The organism is Pediococcus sp. AC40 (assembly GCF_030252485.1).
Taxonomy (GTDB): domain Bacteria; phylum Bacillota; class Bacilli; order Lactobacillales; family Lactobacillaceae; genus Pediococcus; species Pediococcus acidilactici.
In genome coordinates, this window is the sequence record NZ_CP127012.1 from 1334306 (window position 1) to 1359281 (window position 24976).

25 protein-coding genes, 10 tRNA genes and 3 rRNA genes are annotated in these 24976 nt (G+C 42.0%); 4 read left to right on the top strand and 34 right to left on the bottom strand.

Annotated elements, in window-relative coordinates; genetic code table 11:
* Positions 1-13 precede the first annotated feature (13 nt).
* Complete coding sequence (locus NL111_RS06520) at positions 14-643, top strand: copper homeostasis protein CutC (RefSeq protein WP_270515367.1); 630 nt, start codon at positions 14-16, stop codon at positions 641-643.
* Between the two features lie 80 nt (positions 644-723).
* Here the strand turns inward: NL111_RS06520 and mgtE are convergent, their stop codons facing one another.
* From mgtE to yjbM, 4 genes are read right to left on the bottom strand one after another with little or no spacing between them, the layout of a single operon-like run.
* Positions 724-2073: a magnesium transporter gene (mgtE, locus tag NL111_RS06525; RefSeq protein WP_002832003.1), complete on the bottom strand. Its 1350-nt coding sequence runs from the start codon at positions 2071-2073 to the stop codon at positions 724-726.
* Complete coding sequence (locus tag NL111_RS06530) at positions 2073-2978, bottom strand: RluA family pseudouridine synthase (RefSeq protein WP_004165990.1); 906 nt, start codon at positions 2976-2978, stop codon at positions 2073-2075. Before NL111_RS06530 ends, mgtE begins: the two co-directional genes overlap by 1 nt.
* Positions 2968-3777 (bottom strand): NAD kinase, encoded by an 810-nt coding sequence (locus NL111_RS06535; RefSeq protein ID WP_002830534.1) that lies wholly within the window; start codon positions 3775-3777, stop codon positions 2968-2970. The genes NL111_RS06530 and NL111_RS06535 overlap by 11 nt, the downstream gene beginning before the upstream one ends.
* Before the next feature lies 1 nt (position 3778).
* Positions 3779-4393: a GTP diphosphokinase gene (gene yjbM / locus NL111_RS06540; RefSeq protein ID WP_002832006.1), complete on the bottom strand. Its 615-nt coding sequence runs from the start codon at positions 4391-4393 to the stop codon at positions 3779-3781.
* Positions 4394-4558: 165 nt separating this feature from the next.
* On the opposite strand from yjbM, the gene NL111_RS06545 reads away from it, so the two are divergent.
* Positions 4559-5149, top strand: a complete 591-nt coding sequence (locus NL111_RS06545) for a DsbA family protein (RefSeq protein ID WP_002830536.1) — start codon at positions 4559-4561, stop codon at positions 5147-5149.
* 163 nt (positions 5150-5312) lie between these two features.
* Here the strand turns inward: NL111_RS06545 and NL111_RS06550 are convergent, their stop codons facing one another.
* The 4 genes from NL111_RS06550 to NL111_RS06565 form a co-directional block, all read right to left on the bottom strand.
* On the bottom strand, positions 5313-6362 hold the full coding sequence (locus NL111_RS06550; protein WP_285110070.1) for a competence protein CoiA: 1050 nt from the start codon (positions 6360-6362) through the stop codon (positions 5313-5315).
* 164 nt (positions 6363-6526) lie between these two features.
* Entirely contained in the window at positions 6527-7249 is a 723-nt protein-coding gene (locus NL111_RS06555; RefSeq protein ID WP_002830539.1) for an adaptor protein MecA, read from the bottom strand.
* A 248-nt stretch (positions 7250-7497) separates the two neighbouring features.
* Positions 7498-7896 carry a transcriptional regulator SpxA gene (gene spxA / locus NL111_RS06560; protein ID WP_002832011.1) on the bottom strand — a complete coding sequence of 133 codons (399 nt, stop codon included), beginning with the start codon at positions 7894-7896 and terminating at the stop codon, positions 7498-7500.
* Between the two features lie 253 nt (positions 7897-8149).
* Positions 8150-8887 carry an MBL fold metallo-hydrolase gene (locus NL111_RS06565; protein WP_002830543.1) on the bottom strand — a complete coding sequence of 246 codons (738 nt, stop codon included), beginning with the start codon at positions 8885-8887 and terminating at the stop codon, positions 8150-8152.
* Positions 8888-9008: 121 nt separating this feature from the next.
* Here NL111_RS06565 and NL111_RS06570 point away from each other — a divergent pair, with 121 nt between their 5' ends.
* Positions 9009-9464: a hypothetical protein gene (locus NL111_RS06570; protein WP_002832012.1), complete on the top strand. Its 456-nt coding sequence runs from the start codon at positions 9009-9011 to the stop codon at positions 9462-9464.
* A 443-nt stretch (positions 9465-9907) separates the two neighbouring features.
* Here NL111_RS06570 and NL111_RS06575 read toward each other — a convergent pair.
* The 14 genes from NL111_RS06575 to NL111_RS06640 form a co-directional block, all read right to left on the bottom strand.
* Positions 9908-9978 (bottom strand) — tRNA-Cys (locus NL111_RS06575).
* A gap of 76 nt (positions 9979-10054) precedes the next feature.
* Positions 10055-10138 (bottom strand) — tRNA-Leu (locus tag NL111_RS06580).
* A 45-nt stretch (positions 10139-10183) separates the two neighbouring features.
* Positions 10184-10256, bottom strand: a tRNA-His gene (locus tag NL111_RS06585).
* A gap of 5 nt (positions 10257-10261) precedes the next feature.
* Positions 10262-10335 (bottom strand) — tRNA-Trp (locus NL111_RS06590).
* 53 nt (positions 10336-10388) lie between these two features.
* Positions 10389-10461, bottom strand: a tRNA-Phe gene (locus NL111_RS06595).
* A 25-nt stretch (positions 10462-10486) separates the two neighbouring features.
* A tRNA-Asp gene (locus NL111_RS06600) sits at positions 10487-10560 on the bottom strand.
* A gap of 15 nt (positions 10561-10575) precedes the next feature.
* A tRNA-Val gene (locus NL111_RS06605) sits at positions 10576-10648 on the bottom strand.
* A gap of 4 nt (positions 10649-10652) precedes the next feature.
* Positions 10653-10724: transfer RNA gene (locus NL111_RS06610), tRNA-Glu, on the bottom strand.
* 13 nt (positions 10725-10737) lie between these two features.
* Positions 10738-10829 (bottom strand) — tRNA-Ser (locus NL111_RS06615).
* A gap of 12 nt (positions 10830-10841) precedes the next feature.
* Positions 10842-10914, bottom strand: a tRNA-Asn gene (locus NL111_RS06620).
* Positions 10915-10920: 6 nt separating this feature from the next.
* Positions 10921-11037 (bottom strand): 5S ribosomal RNA (rrf, locus tag NL111_RS06625).
* Between the two features lie 96 nt (positions 11038-11133).
* Positions 11134-14056, bottom strand: a 23S ribosomal RNA gene (locus tag NL111_RS06630).
* 221 nt (positions 14057-14277) lie between these two features.
* Positions 14278-15854: ribosomal RNA gene (locus tag NL111_RS06635) — 16S ribosomal RNA — on the bottom strand.
* Together the 16S, 23S and 5S rRNA genes with 10 tRNA genes alongside form the textbook arrangement of a ribosomal RNA operon.
* Positions 15855-16178: 324 nt before the next feature.
* Entirely contained in the window at positions 16179-16553 is a 375-nt protein-coding gene (locus NL111_RS06640; protein ID WP_002832018.1) for a S1 RNA-binding domain-containing protein, read from the bottom strand.
* A 188-nt stretch (positions 16554-16741) separates the two neighbouring features.
* Between NL111_RS06640 and NL111_RS06645 the strand changes: the two genes are divergently transcribed.
* Entirely contained in the window at positions 16742-17389 is a 648-nt protein-coding gene (locus NL111_RS06645) for a VTT domain-containing protein (protein ID WP_002832019.1), read from the top strand.
* A 26-nt stretch (positions 17390-17415) separates the two neighbouring features.
* Here NL111_RS06645 and NL111_RS06650 read toward each other — a convergent pair whose 3' ends face one another.
* The 12 genes from NL111_RS06650 to comGA form a co-directional block, all read right to left on the bottom strand.
* Entirely contained in the window at positions 17416-18042 is a 627-nt protein-coding gene (locus NL111_RS06650; RefSeq protein ID WP_119179052.1) for a TIGR01906 family membrane protein, read from the bottom strand.
* Positions 18033-18806, bottom strand: coding sequence for a TIGR01457 family HAD-type hydrolase (locus tag NL111_RS06655; RefSeq protein ID WP_270516079.1), 774 nt, complete (start codon positions 18804-18806; stop codon positions 18033-18035). The genes NL111_RS06650 and NL111_RS06655 overlap by 10 nt, the downstream gene beginning before the upstream one ends.
* Positions 18806-19339 (bottom strand): YutD family protein, encoded by a 534-nt coding sequence (locus NL111_RS06660; protein WP_002832021.1) that lies wholly within the window; start codon positions 19337-19339, stop codon positions 18806-18808. Before NL111_RS06660 ends, NL111_RS06655 begins: the two co-directional genes overlap by 1 nt.
* A gap of 99 nt (positions 19340-19438) precedes the next feature.
* Positions 19439-20047: a metallophosphoesterase gene (locus NL111_RS06665; protein WP_270516093.1), complete on the bottom strand. Its 609-nt coding sequence runs from the start codon at positions 20045-20047 to the stop codon at positions 19439-19441.
* 198 nt (positions 20048-20245) lie between these two features.
* The gene (locus tag NL111_RS06670) at positions 20246-21250 is read right to left on the bottom strand and encodes a class I SAM-dependent methyltransferase (protein ID WP_270516076.1); all 1005 of its coding nucleotides are present in this window, start codon (positions 21248-21250) and stop codon (positions 20246-20248) included.
* 16 nt (positions 21251-21266) lie between these two features.
* The gene (locus tag NL111_RS06675; RefSeq protein WP_270516073.1) at positions 21267-21590 is read right to left on the bottom strand and encodes a conjugative coupling factor TraD, SXT/TOL subfamily, traD; all 324 of its coding nucleotides are present in this window, start codon (positions 21588-21590) and stop codon (positions 21267-21269) included.
* On the bottom strand, positions 21550-21984 hold the full coding sequence (locus tag NL111_RS06680; protein WP_270516071.1) for a competence type IV pilus minor pilin ComGF: 435 nt from the start codon (positions 21982-21984) through the stop codon (positions 21550-21552). The genes NL111_RS06675 and NL111_RS06680 overlap by 41 nt, the downstream gene beginning before the upstream one ends.
* On the bottom strand, positions 21962-22150 hold the full coding sequence (locus NL111_RS06685; protein WP_002832025.1) for a hypothetical protein: 189 nt from the start codon (positions 22148-22150) through the stop codon (positions 21962-21964). Before NL111_RS06685 ends, NL111_RS06680 begins: the two co-directional genes overlap by 23 nt.
* Entirely contained in the window at positions 22131-22577 is a 447-nt protein-coding gene (locus NL111_RS06690) for a type II secretion system protein (protein ID WP_036672306.1), read from the bottom strand. The genes NL111_RS06685 and NL111_RS06690 overlap by 20 nt, the downstream gene beginning before the upstream one ends.
* Entirely contained in the window at positions 22561-22869 is a 309-nt protein-coding gene (gene comGC / locus NL111_RS06695; RefSeq protein WP_004165396.1) for a competence type IV pilus major pilin ComGC, read from the bottom strand. Before comGC ends, NL111_RS06690 begins: the two co-directional genes overlap by 17 nt.
* The gene (gene comGB / locus NL111_RS06700) at positions 22869-23900 is read right to left on the bottom strand and encodes a competence type IV pilus assembly protein ComGB (RefSeq protein WP_236252642.1); all 1032 of its coding nucleotides are present in this window, start codon (positions 23898-23900) and stop codon (positions 22869-22871) included. The genes comGC and comGB overlap by 1 nt, the downstream gene beginning before the upstream one ends.
* Complete coding sequence (comGA, locus tag NL111_RS06705; RefSeq protein WP_058121505.1) at positions 23854-24816, bottom strand: competence type IV pilus ATPase ComGA; 963 nt, start codon at positions 24814-24816, stop codon at positions 23854-23856. The genes comGB and comGA overlap by 47 nt, the downstream gene beginning before the upstream one ends.
* Between the last annotated feature and the right edge of the window lie 160 nt (positions 24817-24976).

Genomic DNA, 24976 nt, shown 5'->3' on the forward strand with positions numbered 1-24976 from the left:
AACGAGGTTAATTATGCTTAAAGAAGTTCCAGTAGAAAATTACACTGACATTCCCCGGGTAATTGCCAACGGGGCTAATCGAATTGAGCTTTGTGACAACTTAGCGGTGGGCGGCACTACCGTCAGTCACGGGGTAATGGCGGAAAGCCAGAAATACGCTAGCGAACATCACATTCCGGTTATGGCTATGATCCGGCCCCGGGGCGGCAACTTTGTTTATAACGATATTGAATTAAAAATGATGGAAGCCGACCTTTTCCAAGCACAACAGCTTGGCGTTGATGGTGCAGCTTTCGGTGCATTGACTCCCCAAGGAACCATTGACGAAGAGGCAATGGAACAATTAATCGGTGCTGCCGGTGGTATGCAAATCACCTTCCACATGGCTTTTGACGCGATTCCGGTTGAGCACCAAGCCGCTAGTATTGATTGGCTGATTGACCACGACGTGGATCGGATCTTAACCCATGGTGGTCCGTTAACTAAACCCATTGAAGATACGCTTAGCCACCTCAAGGAAACCGTTGAATACGCTAAGGGCCGCATCATCGTAATGCCGGGTGGTGGCGTCACCGTTGATAACGCTGCTGAAATTGCTGAACAACTTCACGTTCCCGAACTACACGGCTCGAAATTAGTTTAATCCTAAAATAAAAGCATCGTGGTAATTCCCCTGATTCATGGAATTATCACGATGCTTTTTATACTATTAATTAACCTGTCCTAGTGAAAGTTCGCTAAGCAAATTGTCGCAATGTTAAAGTAAATTAAAATTGAAATAATATCACTAACGGTGGAAATCAGTGGTCCGCTAGCTACCCCTGGATCTTGACCTAACTTTTCCAGAATAATCGGAATTAAACTACCTACCAAATTAGCGATAAAAATAGCTCCCCACATGGCTGCCCCAACAATTATGCCAAGCATTAAGTTGTGTTGCCAAAGCAATACTACGACGAAAATCACTAAACCAGTAAGTACACTAGTTAAAAGTCCCGTTAGAATTTCATTTAAAATAATTTTAAATCCACTATTGTCATCTTCGTCATTTGCCAACCGGCGCATTGCGACCGCCAAACTTTGAGTACCTGCGTTACCAGCCGTCCCGGTAATCAAAGTGATGAAAACTGCCAGTACGCCAAATCGGTCAAGAACCCCTTGGAATTGGCTAATCACGACCGCACTGATCAATCCCAAAAATAACATGGTTACTAACCAAGGCATCCGGCTCTTGAAAGCTGCCCAAGGATTTTCCGACAGGTCTTCCGTACCAACCCCGGCCAACCGTGAATAATCTTGGGCGGACTCTTCGTCAATTACGTCGATGATGTCGTCAACGGTAATGATTCCCAACATTTTATTGTTCTTATCGACTACCGGTATCGCAATAAAATTGTAGTCCCGAATTTGAGTGGCAATCTCAACTTGGTCTTCGTTATCCAATACCGACACCACGTTGGTATTCATAATTCGTTTAATAAATACGTCGTCAGGATTAACAATCAAGTCCTTAACGGAGATTACCCCAATTAGTTGGTTAGATTCGTTTACTACGTAAATGTACGAAATAGTTTCCGCATATTGGGCTTCTTGCTTAACCTGGTTCATTGCGGAACCGACCGTGGCATCGACCGCTACCGAAATAAATTCGGTAGTCATCAACGCCCCCGCCGTCTTATCTTCGTATTTTAGCAGTTGCCGGACGCGAGCCGCATCCACGGGTTGCATATACGATAGTAACTTGTGCAACTTATCATTGCGAACCGCCCCCAATACGTCGGCTTCGTTATCATCATACATCCCGTTCAACAACGCTGCCGCATATCGCGGAGTCATTTCATCTAAGTATTCCGCAATCAAATCAGGCTCATCGTCAATTTCGTCAAAGGCGTCCGCCAGTTCATCTGGGCTGAGGTATTGATAAACCAGTTGCCGTTCAGGACCGGTTAGCTCCCCAAAAAAACGCCCCTGATCATAATTATGTAAGTCAAGGAAGTCTTCCTTGAAACTCTTTGCATCTTCTTTACTTAATTCTAATTTTAATTTATCAAAAATCGCTTGAGTATTATCCATTATTCTTTATCCTTTTCTTTCTTCCAATATTCAAGCATGTCATTTGGAATTGGCGCTTGTACGTCAATTTTCTTTCCTCTAAACACATTCTCAAACTTCAATGAAAAGCAGTGCAACGCCTGCCTTTGTAAACTCCTAAAGGAAGTTTCGTTATAAAGCGGATCTCCAATCAACGGATGGTGAAGTTCACTAAAATGAACCCGAATCTGATGGGTTCGTCCAGTGTGTAACTGCACTTTTAACAGGGAATCCGTAGCAGTCTGCTCCAGTACCCAATATTCGGTTTTTGAAGGTTTCCCATTGCCAGCGCTGGCCACCCTGCGCTTAATAAAGGAAGCTGGGTCCCTTTCAATCGGGGCGTCAATTAATCCGTGACTTTGTGCAAACCTTCCCGTCGCCATTGCTAAATAATATTTTTGCACCCGGTGTTGTCGTAAATCTTGGTCCATAATTGTATGTGCAAACCGGTGTTTGGCAAACAAAACTAGCCCCGAAGTATCTTGATCAAGTCGGGTCACCACGTGAACAACCTGGCTTTCATAATCCCTTTCCGCGTAATAATTCTTAACGCGATTTACTAGGGTATCCGTTTGATTTCGGGCGGACTGCACCGTTGGCAAAAATGGCGGCTTGTTTACCACTAAGTAGTCCTGGTCCTCGTAAATCACATCAATTGGTTGACGAGACCGAACCACGTGAGGGTTCCCTGGCTCTGGCGGTAATTCAACGGTTACTTGGTCACCAGCAGTCACCATCTCGTTAGTTCGCTTCGGCTGCTCATTAACTAAAATTTTCCCACCATTAAACTTAATACTTTTTAATAGTGCTCGGGAAATCCGTTTCCGTGTCAAAAAAGTTCGTAGATGTTGAGGGGACTCATCTTGAACTTGCCAACTAAATTTCATCTATTTGACCAATAAACGAATTCCGCACCCGGTTCCAAAAACCAGTGTGCCGGTATTTAAGAAACTTTACCTTAGGAACTGCAATTCCGTAATGTACGGATTGCACATTTTTATCTAAGATTCCTAGCCGATCCGCCGTAAAATTGTAAGTTCGGTGATAACTTGGCAAAGGCCGAATCGTAACGGTCTCATTTGGCGCTAAAATTAGTGCAGCCCCCACCGTCCGGAAAACACGGTTATTAATCGAAGCAATCTCCGCCATTTGCATTGCTTCTAACTGCGGATGCACGATTGCTCCGCCAACCGACCGGTTATACGCGGTTGATCCGGTCGGGGTTGAAATGCAAAGTCCATCCCCCCGGAAACGCTCAAATAATTGATCCCCAATTAAAACGTCCGCAACTAAAGTACCGTTTAATTTCCGTAACGTAGATTCGTTAATCGCCTTATAATTAGCCTTCGTTCCGTCGGTATGGATCACGTCAATATTTAATAACGGATACCCAATCTCGGAACATCCATCGCTTTTCAGCGCCTTAACCAAGTCGTCTAACTCATAATCTCGCCAATCGGTATAAAAACCTAAATGTCCCGTATGAACGCCCACAAAGCGAACTCGATCAATAATTGGTAAGTACTTCTGGATTGCCGATAGTAAAGTGCCGTCGCCGCCAATTGTGATTACCACCGTGGGGTCTTGATCATCCAAAGCAATGTGATTTTCCCGTAAGATTTGGCTCAAATCTTGGCCGACTTCGATCGAGTGTTCGTCACCTGAATGGTAGATTGCTATTTTCATTTTATTCATCACGTTGTTCCCTTTGTGCTAATAAAATTTGTTTACGAATGTCTGACATTTCTTTATCTAATTCGTACGACTTAACGGATGCCTTCTGCAAGCGAGTTCGTAGCTCTGCAGGGAAATTACCGTTAAACTTGTAATTTAGCGAATGTTCGATGGTTGCCCAGAAATTCATTTCTAAAGTCCGGACTTGAATTTCAGCCAAGACTTTCTTTTGCCCGGTTAACATTTGAACTGGGTATTCAATCACGATGTGGTACGACCGATACCCACTCGGCTTCTCATTTTCCACATAATCCCGCTCTTCAATCACGGTCATGTCGGTTCGTTTTCGGATCAGGTCAACCACCTGATAAATGTCTTCTACAAACTGACACATTACCCGCACGCCCGCGATATCTTGCATATCCTGTTCAATTCGTTCTTCTAAAATTTGGCGCCGAACCATCTTTTCTTTAATACTATCTACCGGCTTCACACGCCCAGTAACGAATTCAATTGGACTTTCTTCGTCACTTCTTAAAAATTGTGTGCGCATTGCTCTTAGCTTAACCTTTAGCTCTGAAACAGCCTGTGCATACGGCAATAAAAAACTATTCCAATCTTCAATCATACGGATCCCCCCGAATCAATTTAACAACCTCTTCTATTTTATCATAGAAACACGCTCAACTATTTTAAACATTCTCCAGAGTTTTTCAAGCAAAATAATTGCTTTTATGCCATAATTTGTTAAAGTATAATCAGTTTGACTTACGTATTCTTTGGAGGAATTTAAATGCTGGAAACATACCTTTTCATCACTCCGTGGGGTGATGAATGCTTCAAATGTGAAAAGGAGACCATTCGCTATTTTGGCCGTGCTGAGGAAAAAGTAGATTTAAAAATCTTTCCGGTTTTAAATATGCAGGTTGTCTTAAACTATATGAAGCATAACCAAGTCAAAAATGGTAATTACAACGACCTATTTAACCGCATGTATTTAACTTGCCTCGATTACAAGGCTGCTTGTTACCAAGGGCGTGCTAAAGGCCGCCAGTTCTTAGTTGCCATGCAAAAGTCAGTAATCGACAAGGGCGAAAGCTATTCTATCGAACTAGGCAGTCAACTTGCTCAACAAGTTGGTTTAGACTTAACCATGTTTGAAGATGACCGGCGTTCTGAAATGGTCCAAAAGGAATTTAAACATGACCAACAATTGGCCCATGAAATGGGTGCCGAAAGCATCCCCGCTGCGGTAATCTTTAACGTAAAAGATGAGGAATATGGCATTTTAATGGATCATTATGATTACCAGACCCTCGCTTCAGTTTGTAAACTGAAACTAGCATCTGATGACGATAATTCATTTATTCCCGAGACACTTTAGCTTGTAAGAGCACCGAAATTATTTTTCTGATTAATAGAATTTCAAGACAAATTCTATTCAGGGAGTTGTCTTGAAATTTATTTAGCCAGACTTATTCTCATACCACAGCAAATTTAAAGGCTGGATTAAGTTCCAGCCTTTTTTGTAAAATCTTTCCAGCAATTTACTTTCTCAATTCATTAAGATTACCTTTCAAAGCATTTATTTTGGTGGATGCATCCGGAAACCAAGTAACTGCCCTCCCTCGAAACTGCCACCGTTGCTCTCGTTTAACTATCCAATGATGATTAACTAAGTAATTCCAAAATTCTTGATCCACCTCTTCACTAATCCAACCATTAACACCGTTTGGTTCTTCCAGCATAAGTAAAATACAAATCCGATTTAAAATTGGCGGACTCAAATGCCAAAAATCCGTACAGTTTTGGGGAACGTGTACCACCCACGGACACCCTAGTAAAGAATGGCCCTTTTCATAACAAAGCTGTTGCACCTTAAGATAACGTTGATCAATTTTTGTTCCCAACACGTGTCTTTCAAGTTGGCGAACTTCCCTAATTAAGTTCGTTGAATTAGTTAAAGAATTTGGTTTAGTTTGAATACTAATTTTAGAATCATTTACTAGCAGGGGCTGTTTTAAGTAGGTGACTTTGCCAAATAGTTGCCGGTAAACTTGATAAAACAACCACGGTGTATTATCGGCTAAAGCATCCCACGCTAAAAACCACCACCCGTAGCGCGTGGCGTACCGACCAAACTTTTGCATCGTCGCTAGCAGTCCCTTTTCCTTACAGTGTTGCGGTCCTGCAATCCAGTAAACATGTTTACTAACTTGCTGGTAATCGTACGTTCTTTGGCGAATTTCCGAAACCGTGATGGGACTACACTGGTATTCAATCACGTAGATTTCGCCATGTGCCCGCACCACCACGTCTCCACGCCGTTTAATGTCTGGAAAATAATATTCCGTCTGCACTTCTAGGCCTAATTTCATAAAGTAATCTCTAAGTCGTGTTTTTCCAATTTTGTGCCGTCGACTTTCTTCGCTCCCTAATTTTGGCTTATTCTCAGCTACATGAGCAAAATACTTATTTCGATAACGTCCTGCACATAGTCGTAATGGCCGGTGGCATTGTGGGCAATAGTATCTGCCCTTAGCAATTGCAGTAGCGGCTTTCACCAATTTCCCCGTTTCTGTTAATGCAACCTTCATTAAATTCACCTCTATTAGCAAATACGCAAGCTAAAAGAGATTATTCGCGGAAATAAATGTTTTTACGCATTTTCATAAAATAGCAGCTACTTTTCCACAAAAAAGAGGTTAAGGAAAAATCTGTTCAGATTTCCCTAACCTCAAAGCCGTTTTCTGGCTAATCGTTACGCTTTAAAATAGTGTTTTGCTAACTCTAAAGCAGCACTATCAATAATTGTTTTCCCGTGTTCGCGAAGTACTTCGCTAGTAATTGACGTTTGATCGCCATACTCGTACGCCAAAGCTAAATTATCCTTGACCAACTCGGGAGTATTTTCACTCATATAGAAAACCAACTCTAAATAGTAACTATCTTTATAGCGATAAAGGACCGAATCCAGACCGTTCACATCGCTAATCGCGGCCGCAATTCCTGGTAAGCCTTCAAAATCGTTAAGTTTAATTACCTTTGTTTGGGTGTCGTCACTATCGCTACCATAACTATTAAAGTCTGCCGGATCTGCATCACGGCTCGGATTGCTCATATTGGCATCTTGTCCATCAGTTTCAGCAAGCTTTTTCTTCAAGAAATCAGAGACTTCATCTAGTTCTTCGTTACTAGGTGATTCGTTCTTCGCTACTGATTTCATTGCCTCTTCCATTCCGTTAGCGGGGTTTTTACTAATATACAATTCTAAGCCATTACGATTTGGTAAAACTTGGAAAGTTACTGCATCATTGTTAGCAAATTGATGATCAGTATCTACTTCTTCTAATACAGAATAAAAAAAGTTTTCTATTTCTTTGTGATTATCAAGCAAGTCTAGGAAGGTAACTCCCCTTTCGCTCAAATCTTCTGAGCTGATCTTGACTCGAATGGTATCTTCATTAATTCGTTCCATTTCCATTAAGCAGCACCTCCAGTTTAACGAAACTGAATGAAAAGAACCCACTAATATTAGTATATATTAGGTTCCCCACGATTATCCCATAAATTCATTAAAAATTCCACTTTCATAGCTGATTCAACCATTTTTGGTCTGTAATCAAGTAAAAATGAAGAGGGGCCGGAAAAAGTATTTTCCTAGCCCCTTAGTTTGAACTTTACCTATTCTTTTTAAGATCTCGTCAGCGAACCGACTTACCTAATTAATCATTATAAATTAGCAATCTTTTGTGCCCTTGCCAATTCAAGCTGTCTTACCTTACGTGGTAAGAAGCGCCGAATTTCATCTTCATTGTATCCCACTTGTAGACGCTTGTCGTCTACTAAGATTGGACGCCGAAGTAACCCAGGGTTCTTTTCAATTAAATCAATTAATTGTTTTAAAGAAAGATCGTCTAAATCGACATCTAATTCTTGGAAAACCTTTGAGCGCCGAGAAACGATTTCCTCTGTACCGTTTTCAGTTAACTGCAGAACTTGTTTAATCTCTGCAGCACTTAAAGGTTCAGAAAAAATATTTCTTTCCTTATATTGAATACCATGTTCTTCAAGCCATGCCTTAGCTTTCCGGCAAGATGTGCAACTTGGTGAAGTATATAAATTAACCATAACGTATGTCCCCCTTAACGTCGTTAAATATTACCTGTCTTATGGTTAATATTATACAGTTTTACCGGGTGTTTGTCTAGAACTATTTTTAAATTTACTTATAAAAAATAACTAAAAATAATCCTTAATTCGGGATTAAAGTTTTTGCTTATCGACCTATAATACTTTTAAAGTAAAAGTGTTCAATACACGAAGGAGCTATTTTCAAACATAACCTTATACCAACAAAACACTTTTACTTATAATAAAACCCTTATAATTCGATAACTTTTCCGGTAGCCGGTAATTCAATTTTTGTTGGATTTGCTGAAAAATGTTGCGTTTCTTCTAACATTATTTTTGGATCAATCTTTGGCGACAAGTGACTAATTATTAAACGTTGGGCATGTGCGTTATCAAACAATTGCGCAGTTTCTTTAGTTGTCAGGTGCCATTTAACTCCTTGATAATCACTCAAAAAGTTCGTATCCGTAATTAACAAATCACTATTCTGCGCAAAATCAGCTAATTGCGCGAAATAACGCGTATCCGACGTAAAGGTAAAGACTTTACCCGTGGCAACTTCCTCAATTCTGGTGGCAAATGCCGCTACCGGATGCTGTGTTTTTTCAAAGGAAATCTTCAATCCCCCTACTTTAATTACATCATTTACTTGATAACTAATTCCCTTGGACGCATTGGGCCAGGTTAGTGCACCAAAATTTAGCGGATCTTCTGTATGTCCATAAATCGGCAACGTTGCAACTTTTTTCTTCTCATTCAATTGCCAACGGTACTGTAAAACACCTAGATCGGCTGTATGATCGTGATGATAATGCGTGAGTAAAACCGCGTCTAGGTCTAGTGGATCGAGATGCTTTTCTAATTCTAAGAGAGTAGCCGATCCAGCATCGAGCAATAAATTAGTATCTTTGGTTTGAACTAGGTAACCGGTAGTCCCCGTATTTTTACTTGGATAACCACCATAGTATCCTAAAATTGTAATCTTCATAAAATCCCTCCATGTGACATCATTAACCCATTTTAACGCAAATTAATATCCTTATCGAACTTTAATATTTTTAGTTTGTCCATTGTAGCATTATAATGGTTATAAAATTGGAGGTGTTTCAATGTTTAAAACAATTACTACTTCTTTCGGCAGCTCTGCCGTTTTAAAATCGATTCAAAAAAAATATTCTTCGCGAAAGTTACTACTACTAGCTAATCAGAACGATAACGATAGCTTCCAGTTAGTCGATTTTTCAAATCAACCGACGATTTTTAAAACTCCCCAGCGCTACACCGTCTTGAATTCTTTTGATTCAATACAAAAGAACTCAATTTTTACGTACCACTTTTTCGAACTTAGTACAGATGCGTTAGATGCTTTCGATAGTCAGGTTGATAACCTTGCAGGCAAGACCGCCACTACCCTACTGAATTTAAAGCCGCTTGATCAAAAACCATATAATCGAGCAATTTTAGAAATCTCCCAAAATAGTGCGGTCCCAGAATCCCTACAAGCTCTTGTAAGTAAATACCGTAATCAAAATTATTATAAAACCAATTATCAGGTTGTCGGGTAGGTGTTATTTTATTACTTTTACAGTATACTGGTATATTGAATACGAAGGGAGTTGAAACTAATCTTTCCTACCAAGAAACCACAAATTCTTATTTATAACATCATATTTGACTTGATTGTAGGAATCTTTTTTGTCTACTACTTGAAAGTTTCTGCAAATTTGTCAACTTTTCTACGTGTTATTTTAATGGCTTTTGCAGCTTATGATTTCACCGATATGTTCTTTAGCATCAAATTACTTCTTGAACAACGTCGGCGTAATAAACATAAATGATGCATTTTAAAAACTGATCTCTTCCTATCGATTATTATGTCTTTAGGGAGGGATTTTTTTGCTAACTAACCAACTGTAATCTTACCAAACGCTCCTAAACAGGATTACTCGCAACCCAAACAAAAAAGCCTAACCCAAAATGAGTTAAGCTCTTATCGTATTCGATCAAAAGGCGGTAGACGGATTTGAACCGACGATGAAGGTTTTGCAGACCTCTGCCTTACCACTTGGCTATACCGCCATAACAAATAAAAAAGTGTAATCACCCGTGTAAAAAATACACGATAATTACACGAAACAAACTTTAATTATTTTAATGCCTCCGGTGGGGGTCGAACCCACACTCCCGTGAAGGAACTGGATTTTGAGTCCAGCGCGTCTGCCAATTCCGCCACAGAGGCAACTAAAAAAATCTAACAAACTGAGTTCCAATTACGAACTCAAAGGGCGGTAGGTGGGAATCGAACCCACGCGTGCCGGAGCCACAATCCGGTGCGTTAACCACTTCGCCACTACCGCCATCATGGCAGGGATAGTAGGAGTTGAACCCACACTGACGGTTTTGGAGACCGTAGTTCTACCATTAAACTATATCCCTATCATTGATAATAAGTGACTGTTATTAAATTAAGTGAACTATACCGTTCACAATGGCGCGGGACAGAATCGAACTGCCGACACATGGAGCTTCAATCCATTGCTCTACCGACTGAGCTACCGAGCCAAATAATATATATAAAATGGTGCAACGGTCCTAACGAGACTCGAACTCGTGATCTCCTGCGTGACAGGCAGGCGTCCTAACCAACTAGACCATAGGACCAAAACACTTTTGGAATGGAGGATACAGGGCTCGAACCTGTGACCTCCTGCTTGTAAGGCAGATGCTCTCCCAACTGAGCTAATCCTCCAAAATGACCCGTACGGGATTCGAACCCATGTTACTGCCGTGAAAGGGCAGTGTCTTAACCACTTGACCAACGGGTCAGATCATATTATACGGAGAGTAAGGGATTCGAACCCTTGAAACAGGCTTTAACCCGTTTACATCATTTCCAATGATGCTCCTTCGGCCAACTCGGACAACTCTCCAAATAAATGAAACTCCGGCAGGCGGACTCGAACCGTCGACACCCTGATTAACAGTCAGATGCTCTACCAACTGAGCTATGCCGGAATAATCGCATGGCAACGTCCTACCCTCGCAGGGGGCGATCCCCCAACTACTCTTGGCGTTAAGAAGCTTGACTTCTGTGTTCGACATGGGAACAGGTATATCCTTCTCACTATCGTCACCACACTCTGTGCTAACTTACGTTATCACTTGAGAAAACTTTTGTCCTCTCAAAACTGAATAATATCTACATTCTCTTTCGAGTTACTTGCCACGTTCTACTTGGTTAAGTCCTCGACCGATTAGTACTAGTCCGCTCCATGTATCGCTACACTTCCACTTCTAGCCTATCTACCTGATCATCTCTCAGGGGTCTTACTTGCCCGAAGGCAATGGGAAATCTCATCTTGAGGCGAGTTTCACACTTAGATGCTTTCAGCGTTTATCTCATCCACACATAGCTACCCAGCGATGCTCCTGGCGGAACAACTGGTACACCAGCGGTGTGTCCATCCCGGTCCTCTCGTACTAAGGACAGCTCCTCTCAAATTTCCTACGCCCGCGACGGATAGGGACCGAACTGTCTCACGACGTTCTGAACCCAGCTCGCGTACCGCTTTAATGGGCGAACAGCCCAACCCTTGGGACCGACTACAGCCCCAGGATGCGATGAGCCGACATCGAGGTGCCAAACCTCCCCGTCGATGTGAACTCTTGGGGGAGATAAGCCTGTTATCCCCAGGGTAGCTTTTATCCGTTGAGCGATGGCCCTTCCATACGGAACCACCGGATCACTAAGCCCGACTTTCGTCCCTGCTCGACCTGTCTGTCTCGCAGTCAAGCTCCCTTCTGCCTTTACACTCTGCGAATGATTTCCAACCATTCTGAGGGAACCTTTGGGCGCCTCCGTTACCTTTTAGGAGGCGACCGCCCCAGTCAAACTGCCCACCAGACACTGTCTCCCGCCACGATTAGTGGCGCGGGTTAGAGGGTTCATACAACGAGGGTAGTATCCCACTTGCGCCTCCTCCGAAACTAGCGTTCCGGATTCTACGGCTCCTACCTATCCTGTACAAGCTGTACAAACACTCAATATCAAGTTACAGTAAAGCTCCATGGGGTCTTTCCGTCCTGTCGCGGGTAACCCGCATCTTCACGGGTATTATAATTTCACCGAGTCTCTCGTTGAGACAGTGCCCAGATCGTTACGCCTTTCGTGCGGGTCGGAACTTACCCGACAAGGAATTTCGCTACCTTAGGACCGTTATAGTTACGGCCGCCGTTTACTGGGGCTTCAGTTCAAAGCTTCGCTTACGCTAACTCATCCCCTTAACCTTCCAGCACCGGGCAGGCGTCAGCCCCTATACGTCATCTTACGATTTTGCAGAAACCTGTGTTTTTGATAAACAGTCGCCTGGGCCTTTTCACTGCGGCTGATCTTGCGATCAGCACCCCTTCTCCCGAAGTTACGGGGTCATTTTGCCGAGTTCCTTAACGAGAGTTCTCTCGCTCACCTTAGGATACTCTCCTCGACTACCTGTGTCGGTTTGCGGTACGGGTAGTTAAACTCTAACTAGAAGCTTTTCTCGGCAGCGTGACGTCAGGAACTTCGTTACTTAAATTTCACTCCCCATCACCGCTTGTCCTTAAGAAATCAAGCATTTGACTCGACTTCAGACTTACGGCTTGGACACCCACTTCCAATCGGGTGCATTCCTTAGCCTCCTGCGTCCCTCCATTGTTCAAACAAGTTTAACTAGTACAGGAATCTCAACCTGTTATCCATCGCCTACGCCTCTCGGCCTCGGCTTAGGTCCCGACTAACCCTGGGAGGACGAGCCTTCCCCAGGAAACCTTAGTCATACGGTGGATAGGATTCTCACCTATCTTTCGCTACTCATACCGGCATTCTCACTTCTAAGCGCTCCAACAGTCCTCACGGTCTGCCTTCATCGCCCTTAGAACGCTCTCCTATCACGCCACCTAATGGTGGCATCCACAGTCTCGGTAATATGTTTAAGCCCCGGTACATTTTCGGCGCAGGATCACTCGACTAGTGAGCTATTACGCACTCTTTAAATGGTGGCTGCTTCTGAGCCAACATCCTAGTTGTCTATGCAACTCCACATCCTTTTCCACTTAACATATATTTAGGGACCTTAACTGGTGGTCTGGGCTGTTCCCCTTTCGACGATGGATCTTATCACTCACCGTCTGACTCCCGGACATAAATCGATGGCATTCGGAGTTTATCTGAATTCGGTAACCCATGACGGGCCCCTAGTCCAAACAGTGGCTCTACCTCCACGATCCTAATTCCGAGGCTAGCCCTAAAGCTATTTCGGAGAGAACCAGCTATCTCCAAGTTCGTTTGGAATTTCACCGCTACCCACACCTCATCTCAGCACTTTTCAACGTACACGAGTTCGGTCCTCCAGTGCGTTTTACCGCACCTTCAACCTGGACATGGGTAGGTCACTTGGTTTCGGGTCTACATCCGCATACTAATTCGCCCTCTTCAGACTCGCTTTCGCTTCGGCTCCGTCTCTTCAACTTAACCTGGCATACGAACGTAACTCGCCGGTTCATTCTACAAAAGGCACGCCATCACCCATTAACGGGCTCTGACTTCTTGTAGGCACATGGTTTCAAGAACTATTTCACTCCCCTTCCGGGGTGCTTTTCACCTTTCCCTCACGGTACTGGTTCACTATCGGTCACTAGGTAGTATTTAGCCTTGGGAGATGGTCCTCCCGGATTCCGACGGAATTTCACGTGCTCCGCCGTACTCAGGATCCTGAACTGAGGGAGTTTGATTTAACTTACGGGGCTGTCACCCTCTCTGGCTGGCCTTCCCAGGCCCTTCAGCTATCAAGCTCTTTGGTAACTCAAATGTTCAGTCCTACAACCCCAAGAAGCAAGCTTCTTGGTTTGGGCTGTTCCCGTTTCGCTCGCCGCTACTCAGGGAATCGAATTTTCTTTCTGTTCCTGTGGGTACTGAGATGTTTCAGTTCCCCACGTTTACCTTCACACATCCTATGAATTCAGATGCGGATAATAGTCGATTAAAACTATTGGGTTGCCCCATTCGGAAATCCCCGGATCAAAGCTTACTTACAGCTCCCCGAGGCATATCGGTGTTAGTCCCGTCCTTCATCAGCTCCTAGTACCAAGGCATCCACCATGCGCCCTTCCTAACTTAACCTAACTTTACCTACGGTAAAGCGATTAATTGAGTATTGCGATTATTTTGAACTAATCTTGTTTAACTCTTTAAAATTACGCGGTTTTCTCTCGGTTTAATTATGATTAATTAAAATTAGAAAATTATAGATATTATTCAGTTTTCAAAGAACAAAAGTGAGAGTAGACCTCTCAAAACTAAACAAAACTTTGACTCGTGTGCGGTTCCGTATTATTCCTTAGAAAGGAGGTGATCCAGCCGCAGGTTCTCCTACGGCTACCTTGTTACGACTTCACCCTAATCATCTGTCCCACCTTAGACGGCTAGCTCCTAAAAGGTTACCCCACCGGCTTTGGGTGTTACAAACTCTCATGGTGTGACGGGCGGTGTGTACAAGGCCCGGGAACGTATTCACCGCGGCATGCTGATCCGCGATTACTAGCGATTCCGACTTCGTGTAGGCGAGTTGCAGCCTACAGTCCGAACTGAGAATGGTTTTAAGAGATTAGCTAAACCTCGCGGTTTCGCGACTCGTTGTACCATCCATTGTAGCACGTGTGTAGCCCAGGTCATAAGGGGCATGATGATTTGACGTCGTCCCCACCTTCCTCCGGTTTGTCACCGGCAGTCTCACTAGAGTGCCCAACTGAATGCTGGCAACTAGTAATAAGGGTTGCGCTCGTTGCGGGACTTAACCCAACATCTCACGACACGAGCTGACGACAACCATGCACCACCTGTCATTCTGTCCCCGAAGGGAACGCCTAATCTCTTAGGTTGGCAGAAGATGTCAAGACCTGGTAAGGTTCTTCGCGTAGCTTCGAATTAAACCACATGCTCCACCGCTTGTGCGGGCCCCCGTCAATTCTTTTGAGTTTCAACCTTGCGGTCGTACTCCCCAGGCGGATTACTTAATGCGTTAGCTGCAGCACTGAAGGGCGGAAACCCTCCAACACTTAGTAATCATCGTTTACGGCATGGACTACCAGGGTATCTAATCCTGTTCGCTACCCATGCTTTCGAGCCTCAGCGTCAGTTACAGACCAGACAGCCGCCTTCGCCACTGGTGTTCTTCCATATATCTACGCATTTCACCGCTACACATGGAGTTCCACTGTCCTCTTCTGCACTCAAGTCTCCCAGTTTCCAATGCACTTCTTCGGTTGAGCCGAAGGCTTTCACATTAGACTTAAAAGACCGCCTGCGCTCGCTTTACGCCCAATAAATCCGGATAACGCTTGCCACCTACGTATTACCGCGGCTGCTGGCACGTAGTTAGCCGTGGCTTTCTGGTTAAATACCGTCACTGGGTGAACAGTTACTCTCACCCACGTTCTTCTTTAACAACAGAGCTTTACGAGCCGAAACCCTTCTTCACTCACGCGGCGTTGCTCCATCAGACTTGCGTCCATTGTGGAAGATTCCCTACTGCTGCCTCCCGTAGGAGTCTGGGCCGTGTCTCAGTCCCAATGTGGCCGATTACCCTCTCAGGTCGGCTACGCATCATCGCCTTGGTGAGCCGTTACCTCACCAACTAGCTAATGCGCCGCGGGTCCATCCAGAAGTGATAGCAGAGCCATCTTTTAAAAGAAAACCAGGCGGTTTTCTCTGTTATACGGTATTAGCATCTGTTTCCAGGTGTTATCCCCTGCTTCTGGGCAGGTTACCCACGTGTTACTCACCCGTCCGCCACTCACTTCGTGTTAAAATCTCATTCAGTGCAAGCACCTCATAATCAATTAACGGAAGTTCGTTCGACTTGCATGTATTAGGCACGCCGCCAGCGTTCATCCTGAGCCAAGATCAAACTCTCATATTAAAATGATGAGTCTTTTTCAAGCTCATTAATTGTTTGTTTTTGCGAATTGACTTCGCATGTTTGTTCTCACTAAATCAATTTGATTTGCGAGTCCTCACACGATCGTTTGTCAAAATTTTGTTCAGTTTTCAAAGGTCTACCAGCGTTGTCATATCAACGTTTATAACGTTTTTGACAACTATTTAAATATATCACCGTGAGAATCAATTGTCAACAACTTTTTTTAAATTGTTTTAATTTGAAATCTCATGAACGACGTCTTCCTTAACGCCGCTCAAATATAGTACCAAGTTTTATACGGGTACGTCAACCCATTTTTCTAAATTATTTTAATTTTTCCGCTTTCCACCCCTCCAAGTGCTCTGCTAACGGCTTAAAACCTGCATCATAGTGGCTTTTTGTCCAAAAATGCTTATGATTAACATAAAAATTAATTGGCCTAGGGTACTTACTTAAGTTACCCTTGGTTTCCTTTAAAGCACGAATTGACAGCGCAAAGCGTCGATTGCCATCATCTTCCATTACCACCGCTTGAACTTTTTCTCCAATATCAAAAGCGTGGTGCATATTTCTAATATACTGATTGTCACACTCGGAAACATGTATTAACCCCTTACGTCCCTTTTTATCCTGAATAAAAAGACCGTAATCCCGGATGCCAACGATTTTTACTTCAAGTATTTCTCCTAGTTTATACATATTGCTCTGCTCCCCCTCTAAAAGTTTAATTTTAAGGTAATCTTTTAAAAAAGCAAAGTTCCTTCCCTAACTGTATGATAATATAGACTGCGGATTCAAGAAAAGCGGGATTAAAACAAGGCTTTCTAGACGTTGAAAGTTAAATCCTCAATATATGATACCTAAATTTTTAGATAAGGAATGATTCTTTGCAAACTCTAATTGACTTTGTTCTTCACATTGACGAACACTTGGTAACTATTGTAAATAACTTCGGTAACTATTCTTACTTAATTCTATTTGCCATTATCTTTATTGAAACTGGTGCCGTAATTCTCCCGTTTCTACCAGGTGATTCCCTTTTATTTGCAGCTACTGCTCTTTCTGCTAAACCTGAATACGGGCTAAACGTTTGGGCGTTCATCATTTTATTTTCTCTTGCAGCCTTATTGGGAGACTCCCTAAACTTCTTTTTAGGAAAGCACGTCGGAATGGCACTGCGCAGGCATCCCTTCTTTGGTAAGTTTATCAGTGACGAAAAAATGGACGAAGCTCAGCAGTTTTTCGAGAAGCATGGTAACATTTCCATCACCCTAGCACGGTTCATGCCCATCATTAGAACTTTCGCTCCTTTTGTTGCTGCTGGAGCTAACATGCCTTACCGATCATTCATCCGCTATAACATCGTGGGGAATTTTGCTTGGGTAGCCGTTTGCTGTGGTGCTGGTTACTTCTTTGGCAACATCCCATTTGTAAAAGAGCATTTTTCATTAGTGGTAATTGGCATTATCGTCGTTTCCCTAATTCCTGCAATAATTTCGTTCATCAAGTCAAAATCAAAAAAACAGGTCAACTAACGTAACCCCACTTATTAAACGGAGGTCTACGTTAGGACCTGTTTTTTTATTATTCGATAAAAAATGATCATGTACATTTCAAAAAGAATTCCTATTAAGGCGAAACTAAGCGCGAAAAACCGATCCGTTAATACGTTGATAATCGGATCCGTTTTTGGATCAAAAATCCAATAATTATCCCTAAAAAAGACTTGATGAAAAATAATAAAATAACGGTTAAAATCCACTGCCAAGAAAAAAATGATTAACGGAGTTACCACAATGGCAATCTGAAAGAAACGCAACATTTGCCACTCCTGTTTTTCTCTAAAAATTCGGTGCCAAATTAATAGTAGTCCGCCGATTGCCAATACCAACGTAATGGAATTTAATAAAAACAGATTTTTTACCGCCGCCATATGAATTAACCCTCCCTTAGAAAAAGGGAAATCCGCCAAGTTAAGACGTTTCACCCAGGGAAATTCTAAGTACGCTAATAGTTGGTGATAATTTTTGATAACCTGCGCAGTAGTTAAACCCGTTGTGTGAACAGTTCGCGCCGTTAATGACCAATGAAACAACCAGGGCGAATTGATTGTAAGAAAAATCGCACCACTAATCCCAACCCAAATTGTCAATAAAGCTGCCATTAGTTTGCGCATTTTTATTGCCATTCATCAAAACTATTAATTTCGTGCGTAGGTTTAACCGCCTGCTTTGCCACCAATTCAGGCGTTGAAACCCCCGTATACACCAATAAAGTATCCATGCCAAAATTGATTCCAGCGGAAATGTCAGTCATGTAATTGTCTCCCACCATAACTACCTGATCCTTTGGCAACCCCATTACCTTTAATGCCTTTTCCATAATAATGGTTTCTGGCTTTCCGATATAAAAGGCCCTTTGCTGCGTTGAACGCTCTAGCAAAGCAATTACAGAGCCCGCACCCGGTACTAATCCCCGTTCATTAGGCAAATTAGTGTCCGCGTTGGTGCCAATAAATTTAGCACCTTTTTTTACTGCTAAGGTTGCTACCTCAAATTTATGATATGTAACATCGTAATCCAACCCGGCAACCACGTAGTCGGGGTGGTCTTCTTCCATTTCAAACCCCTTCGCTAAAATTGCACGTTTCAACCCGATTTCACCGATAATGTAGACTTTGCGATGATCTTTGTTAGCAATTCCATCCAAATAATCTGCAGTAGCCAAAGCAGCCGTATAAACATTTTCCGGTTTCACTTTAATATCATGGTTTTCCGTCAAATTTTTTGCTACGTCTTCTGGAGTTTTAGTCGTATTGTTAGTTACGAACAAAAACGGAATCTGCTTTTCCTGTAACCGTTCGACGAACCGCTTAGCTGCCGGAATCTTCTCTTTTCCCCGGTACATCGTTCCGTCTAAATCAATCATATATCCACCATAATTTTCAATCATTACTTCTTTTTCTCCCTTATTTTAAAAGTTTTTTGTCGTTTCTTTTTACCGGTACCCACCACTTCGTTACGTCGTTTTGCAACTGGCTTGCGTGATTTAGCCTTCTTCGAAACCGGTCGTTTTGCTTTATGCTTAGTTTCTGCGCGGTGCCATTCTTTAATCCAGCGTCGCTTTGAACGCTCATTAACTTGCATATTACGTAATATAAAGTATGGACACCCAAAACTACAAATTTCAAAAAGGTAGTCTTCGAAACGACTGATTTTTAATTCGTTAGGCACCTTTTCTTCATCTGCAAAAAAGCCCTTCAGCCGTAATTGTCCCGAACCGATATCCCCAACAATAAAGTCGTACCGGCTCAACAACCCGACAAAGCGTTCGGCCATCAATTCTTCATCAAACGCATCGCGATAATTTTTTTCTAAACGATATTCGTGATCGTTGATTAGAACCTCGTCTGTATTGACTTGAACGACCCGGTTAACCACCGGACGTCGCATTTCCGCCAACTCTTCATTTGTTTTTTTATTCATCACTATTCCCCGCTTATTGTATAGCACCATCCTAAATTAAAAGGAACGTACAGGTCAATATCTTACTTTAATTACCGTAACTTTTCCATAGCCTACAGCTTAACGCCGTTTTTTAAAGTCAATTCTTTTTCCGTCAATCATTTGTTCAATATCACTTTCAGAAAAGGGGGCGCCAAACGGAATTCGGTAATCTAAATAATCCTTTTCAGGAGTGTCGACCCCCACATTGATATTTTCCTTAATATTCACGCTGTAATGATGGATGTGCCCATGCAAATTAATCACTTGCTGGACAATCCCTAGCATAATTGGGTAGTGGCTCATAATTAACTGCCGGTGATTCATTTTAATAATTGTTCCTACCGAATGAAATTCAAATTTCGGCTTACCATTCACTAAGTAATTATGTTTAGATAAATATTTAAATAAACTCCGCGAATCATGATTCCCCTTAATTAAAACTAGTCGCCCGTTAAGCCGTTTTAATAGTTCGTACACCTCTTCATGCGCCTTTTTTTCTGGGCGCACAAAATTTAACGCAATGTCGCCTAAATGATAAACCACGTCCCGATCCGTCACCCGTTGATTCCAATTTTTAATTATTGCTTCGTGCATCGCATAAATATTTGTAAAATCACGTGGCGCAAAGTCATGGTCTTTTAGTAGCTCTTTATGAAAAAAATGGGTATCTGCCGTAAAAAAATTCAAATTATCATCCTCTTCATTACTTTCCCTTAATTTTTTCATTCTAACTAAGAATCATTTTTAATTGTACCGCGGCTATAAGAACTTTGTACAATTTCCCTCTACGAAAAAAACTGGAAACCTCTATCAGAGGTCTCCAGCCTGCGGCATCGGAATTATCGGGGGTAACTGTGCTTAAAAATAATTAAGCAATTTAAACAATTATTTTAAACTTTTTTGCGCCCATTTTTTGAAATCCTTGAGGAACGCCACCATTTCCTTTTGCTCCTTAAAGTCTGGGAATTCACCTAACAAAACTTGATCAGCCTGTTTAGCATTCTGACCCACCTTTTGCAGAATTAAAATCGATTTTTGTGCTTTAGCGTCTTTAAACATCTTACTTGGCAAGTTTAAAATCGCCTGTAAATAAATTTTGTCATGGAAAAATGCTAGTAGCTTTTTGGCCTCTTCCGTTTGAAAAAGGTTACTTGGAACTAAATAAACTCCAAAGCCGCCCGACCGTACCGCCTTCATTGATTGCTCAATTAATAAATGGTGTACAAAGGAATGTCCCTCCGAGCTACGCGTCTCAAAACCAACCGTTCGCTCATCAATTGGGTAATATCCAACCGGCAAATCTGAAACTACAATATCAGCATTTTTAACCAACAAATTATCGATGCTGTCTTGATGGTAGAGATCCACTTTTAAATGCTCGAAAATAAAGGACATACTTGCAATCGCAAGCATAGTATCGTCATTATCGATTCCTGTCCCGTTGAATTTAACTTGGTGATCTTGAAAATAATTCAAAATGGTTGATAGCAAGTTCCCCGTGCCAACTGCCGGGTCGAATATTGATACTTGATCTTGGGATAACGGCAAATTCTCAATGATGTAGTTAAAAAGCATTCCAATTGCTTCCGGAGTAAATTGGTGATTAGCTTGGATGCGTTCGACCCGGTTTGCTTGGATCATCACCAATTGGATGGCTTTGCGAAGCTCTTCAGGTTCATATTCCTGCCAGTTAAAATCTGCGTAAACTTGCTTTAATTTTTGCACTGTTGCTTGATCTGGTTTACCGTCTTCAACTTGGATTTCTCCCGTAATTAAGTTATCCCCCGTTTCAATGAACGCATCTAAAAAATCCACGTCCAAATTTTTTTGTAATAGTTCGGTTGATTCCTTAAAAACACGGTATATTTTTTCAATTTTTTCTGTATCCATTTGCGATCCTTCCTCACTAATATCCACTTTCGTTAAATCTAACCTTTACAGTATTACCTTTCTTGAGTTTTATCGTCAAGTTTTGATCCTGATTTAATTCTACCGTACCCAGTTTTTTATTAGTCAACTTTTTAATTTCTTTTTCTCGGTAACGTAATAAAAACTGGTTGGCTAAGATTTTAACTTGGGTGGTCGCTTGTTCATTTTTTAATCGCAAAATCGTTTGCCGTGCTTGGTCACTCAAAAACAGATTAATTCCCGCCATAAACGTTAATACAAACAAGGCGGTAATCATCGCGCTAGCTTTCTTTTTCGGCTGGTGGAATAAACGCGTACGCACTATAGTTGCCTCCATAAACCTTCATTTTAATTTGAACTAAATTACCGACCCGTTTGAAAGAAACCGCACGCACCCCCGGCATCAACGGCATATGCCCGGGAGTATAACGCAGCATATTTTTTTGCGAATAGTACTCCAGCTCGTAACGCTTCTTTTGCGCTTCTGAATACAAGATCAAGCGATTAGGGCGAACTTCTTTCAAACGAAAATCGTGCCGTTTTGATTCTAAATCTTGAACAACCTCGGTAATTTTGTCTTCAAAGTCAGCTTCAGCTTTATGCTTAGTTGCTTTGACTGCCATGATTGTTAAGTTAACAATCAGTACCATAATTAATAATGCTAAAATTGCTTCAGCCAATGTAAATCCGTATTTATAATTTTTGCCTGAGTTCATTTAAAACTTCCCGTTCTTGATTAAGCTCGATTCGGTTTTCCCTAATACTAACCTGCCAACTATGCCAAGTGTTCATCATAACTGCTAAAAAGCTTCCCAGAATAAATAGTCCCACGATTCCTTCATAAAGCAACGTGCCAGTCTTTTTATACCCGGGTAATTTCATAAACACCCCATCCTAACTGTGCTGCTAAGCGGTATTTGTTTTGGCCATTCTCCTGTAAAATCACCGTCGTGGGGGTAACAATCCCGTCTCGACCAATCCGAATGGTCCGGTCGGTATACGGCTCTAAGTTAGGAGGTAAATCTAAATATTTAGAGTGTCGCTCCCGTCCGTGCTGCCAATGAAACATCACGCTGTGATCGTCTTTAATAAAAATTACCGAGCCCTGGCAACCTTCATACATTGCCAACCGTTCCATTTCCTGCCAACCCATTTCAAAACGTTTAAAAAATATTTTCTCCTGCTGTTCACTATGGGCTCCCCGAAAATTAACCAACCCCATTCCAATTGTGCTACAAGTGATTAACAATACCACAATGCTTTCTAAAAGGGTAAATCCCGCTTTCCGGACATCAGCTACGGCTAACATGACCGCTACTATCTACTTTAATCCCGTCCCGATTAACTTGGTCCATTTGTTTATCCGATAAGTATCCTTTTTCCTTTAAATCATCTAAGCTTTCCGGTAAATGATTGTATTCATTTTCATACAAGTCCACTTGAGTTTGAACAACTTCGGTAAGTGCATCGCCCTGGATGTTGCGAGCATTATGTTTTTGACTAGTTACGTTTGGTAAAATGATTAGGATTAATAATGAAATGATAAACAACACGACCGTCATTTCAATTAATGTAAACGCTTTCTTAATTCTGTTTTTCATTACGACACTTCCTTTATTGAGTTATACATTGGCATCAATAGGTTCCAGTACATAATTACAATCACTATCCCAATAATGCCGAATAAGATTGGTTGAACTACTAAAATCAAACGTTCAATCCGACTAATTAAGCTTTTGTACTTCATCATTGACAACGCGTAAATTTCCGTTGCTAAGGCATCTTTTTGACTTCCTTTTTGGATTAGCAAACTTAGTTCGGTTGGCAGATAAACAGCCTTTTGAATAATTTGATCCACCTGCCGGCCGTTCGCAATGCTGTGTTCAACCTTCCGCCCAATTTGGTGCAACAACGATTTTGAATCTAACTGGTTAAGGTATTTACAAATACTTCCCACAGACATCCCGTTGGCAATTAGAAAAGATAGGTTTGCTAATAAATAATAGTGGCAATAATTTTGGTAAAGCGGCCCAATGATGGGCAAGCGACAAAGAAGGTTGACTTGGTTAGTAATGCTGGAACGTTTAAATTTCCAGAAATAATATCCTAGCGCTGCTAACGCAACCAAAAAGACTGCTGCCCACCCTGCCTTAATTAATTGGCTATCCCAACTTTTAGTTTCCCGATTCCAATCTGCTACTTCTGGCATGATGTAAATCCGCATTCCCACCATCATGAGTCCTAAAAACAATAGCAAAAATAACGGATATTGGATCACTGACCGTAGTTTTTTTCGTTGCCGTTCCTGACTGGTGAAAATTTGAGCAATCGTGTTGAGCGTCCTAACAAGGCCCCCATGCTGATCTGCAATTGCCAGTTGATAATAAATGTTCGTGCTTACGTAAGGCTGAAAGGCGGCCGAAAAAGATTGCCCGCGCTGCAGCTGTTCAATCACGTTTTGCATCGGTTTAGCAATCGAAGGTCGCATAATGCGAATAAAATCTACGCTTTTTCTTAGCGAAATGCCCATTTTTAACAAATCCACCATCGTGGAGAAGATAAATGCCTGATCTGCTAAAGGTATTTTACCCGTACTGGTAGTCCTGATATACTTCGTTGGTAATTTGGCCACTGTTTTTCCACTCCTCTAACTTGGTCTGCCACCTTGGTGACTTAGTTTTTAACAATGGGTGGAATGACTTCATTTCCGCTAGAATTCGGATAGAACCATTTTTAATTGGAATAATCCGTTGGTAAATGGTGGCAGTTAGCGCCTCCTTTAAATAATCTTCTTGCACTCCCAACTCTAGCAACCGGTCCCAAACCCCTTCCGTGCTTTTACAATGCAAAGTAGTTAATACTAAGTGACCACTTAGCGCAGCTTGAACCGCGATTTCGGCCGTTTTACTATCCCGAATTTCGCCAATAATAAATATATCTGGTCGGTTTCGTAGTCCACTTTTTAACAATGCTTGGTAGGTCATTCCGGACTTCTCGTTAACCTGTAATTGCAGGAAGTTATTTTCTTGAATTTCTACCGGATCTTCAATCGACATTACGAGTTTTGAACCACTTAACTTTTTAGCAATCTCGTAAATTAACGTAGTCTTCCCCGAACCAGTTGGCCCAGAAAAAACAATCATCCCCCTTAAACGCGCCGCCGCTTCAATATCTTGCAGGCTGACCGGGTCTAAAATTTCACGTTGCTGCTTCAACTCGTAAATAAAGCGAACCACCATCGAGGGACGGTCTAAAAAGTCACCTACCGTTGAAATTCGTAAATTTACCACCTGACCATCGGCTGCCAACCAGGTCATGGCGCCGCTTTGGGGTCGACGTCGTTCACTTATTGACATATCTGCGCGATACTTGATATATGACATAATTTGTTCGGCTTCCCGCTGTTCGATGTGCGTAGACTTGCGATATCCCTGCACATTTCGATAAAGCACCTGGTATTTATCGTTACGGGGCATAATAAACAAATCACTATCATGATGAACAATGCTTTCTTGCATAATTCGACTTAATTGGTTTGTTATATCCACTACTCATTTCGCCTCCTCATCATGTAGATACGAAAAGTCGGCAAATTTATTTTTTTAAACTTTTTTTTAATTAGTAAATTTGTTATCACCGCGGTGAGCAAAACTGCTAACCTTAATTACCTTAAAAAACTACAAAGGAACCCCTTAAGAATCGAAAAAT